Genomic DNA, 1,829 nt, shown 5'->3' with positions numbered 1-1,829 from the left:
GTAACTGGAGCAGATCTGGTGGCACGGGGGATTCCGATTTTTTGTGAATCATGATTCACTTCCTTTATGACGAAGCGCCGCCTCCCCATGGCCGAGCATGCCGATACGCTGTCGCTGAAGGCGCTGCGCGAGCTCGTGACTGGTCTGGTGGAGCGGGCCGATCGGGCAGAGATCCGGATTGAGGCGCTCGAGGCTGACAACCGAAAGCTTCGAGAAGAAAACGATCAGCTGAGGATCGAGAACACGCGGCTGAAGGTCGACAACCAGCTTCTGCGCGACGAGATTGCGCGACTTAAAAACCTGCCGCCACGCCCACCGTTCAGACCCTCGGGTATGGAGCAGGCAACGAGCGACAAGACGGTTGCCGGCAGCCGAAAGCCTGCGCGGCATCGCGGGCCGAAGGGCGACACCAGGAGCGCCACGCGCGAAGAGGTGCTGCCTGCCAGAGCCCCACCTGGATCGCGGTTTAAAGGCTACAAGGATTGTATGGTCCGTGATCTGGTCGTGCGGGCCGAAGTGGTGCGCTATCGCCGCGAATGCTGGGTGACACCGGAAGGACGCACGATCATTGCGCCGCTGCCAGCAGGGATAAAGGGTGGTTACGGCGCCAGTCTGCGTCGCTTCTGCCTGATGCTTCATAGCCATGGGCAGGTCACAACGCAGCGATTGACGACCTTGCTGAACGATGTCGGTGTCGAGATTTCCAAACGCCAGGTCATCCGGTTTTTGACAGAGCGGCTGGACGGCTTTCATGCCGAGGATGCCGCCGTGCTGCATGCCGGCCTGGTCTCGGCTCCCTTTGTCACGGTCGACGACACTGGCGCCCGTCATGCCAACCGCAATTTCCATACGACACAGATCGGAGGCGAGCATTTCACCGCCTTCCGCACGACGCCGTCGAAGTCGCGGCTGAACTTTCTGGCCCTGCTGCGCGGCAACTATCAGGACTATGTTCTCAACGATGCCGCCTTCACCTTTCTGGAAACCCGTCAGGTGGACCCCGCCCTTCTGGCGCGGTTGAAGACATGTGAACCGCGGCGGTTTGCCAATCAGGTTCCGTTTCTCGAGTATCTGGCCGCCAATGGTATCGACATCTTCGACAAGGACATAATCCGCCCGTTTGCCGAGGCCGGCATCTGGGGCGCCATCCGCCATCATGGTCTGGTCGGCAATGCGGTGATCGTATCCGACGATGCCGGACAATTCCGCGTCGGCACCCATGCGCTGTGCTGGGTCCACGCCGAGCGTTTGCTGCACAAGCTGATGCCGGCGACGCCCGGCCAAGTGAAACACGTCGAAACCCTGCGCGAGCTTGTCTGGCACTTTTACAGGGCTCTGAAAGCCTATCGGCGAAGACCTGATCCCCGTGTAGCCCGGGGCCTTCAGGCCCGGTTCGATCGCATTTTTTCGCTGCGCACCGGTTATGGCGACCTCGACAAACTGCTGTTTCGACTGGGTCGCCGCAAGGCCGAACTGCTGCGGGTTCTGGAGCGGCCTGAAACCCCGCTCCACACCAATGCGTCGGAAAGAGATCTGCGCGGACTTGTCATCAAGCGAAAGATTTCCGGCGGCACGGTCAGTCGCAACGGTCGGCAGGCGCGCGACAGCATGCTCGGCCTGATGAAGACCTGCCAAAAGCTCGGCCTGTCGTTCTGGCACTATCTCGGCGATCGGCTGGGGATCGGTGACGAAGATCATCTTGTGGCACCCCTCGCCTCGATGGTCGCAGCACGCGCCTGAACGCTCTCGATCCTTTGCGCAACTAGCACCCTGCTCTGGGTCAGACATGCTAATTGTGTCGGCACGGCCACCAAATCAGCCCCGCTTAC

1 protein-coding gene is annotated in these 1,829 nt (G+C 60.9%); it reads left to right on the top strand.

Going from position 1 to position 1,829, the window contains the following annotated elements; translation table 11 throughout:
- The first annotated feature begins 66 nt into the window (after positions 1-66).
- Positions 67-1,740 carry an IS66 family transposase gene (locus OLZ32_RS39070; protein WP_162119690.1) on the top strand — a complete coding sequence of 558 codons (1,674 nt, stop codon included), beginning with the start codon at positions 67-69 and terminating at the stop codon, positions 1,738-1,740.
- Positions 1,741-1,829 lie beyond the last annotated feature (89 nt).

The organism is Rhizobium acaciae (assembly GCF_025941625.1).
In the GTDB taxonomy this organism is placed as follows: Bacteria; Pseudomonadota; Alphaproteobacteria; order Rhizobiales; family Rhizobiaceae; genus Rhizobium; species Rhizobium acaciae.
The sequence above is the reverse complement of the archived record's forward strand: the minus strand, read 5'-3'. Positions and strand labels throughout refer to the sequence as shown.

What these genes read in the sequence shown, in the direction of transcription:
- OLZ32_RS39070 (WP_162119690.1), top strand. Translation starts at nt 67, where the DNA reads ATGACGAAGCGCCGCCTCCCCATGGCCGAGCATGCCGATACGCTGTCG.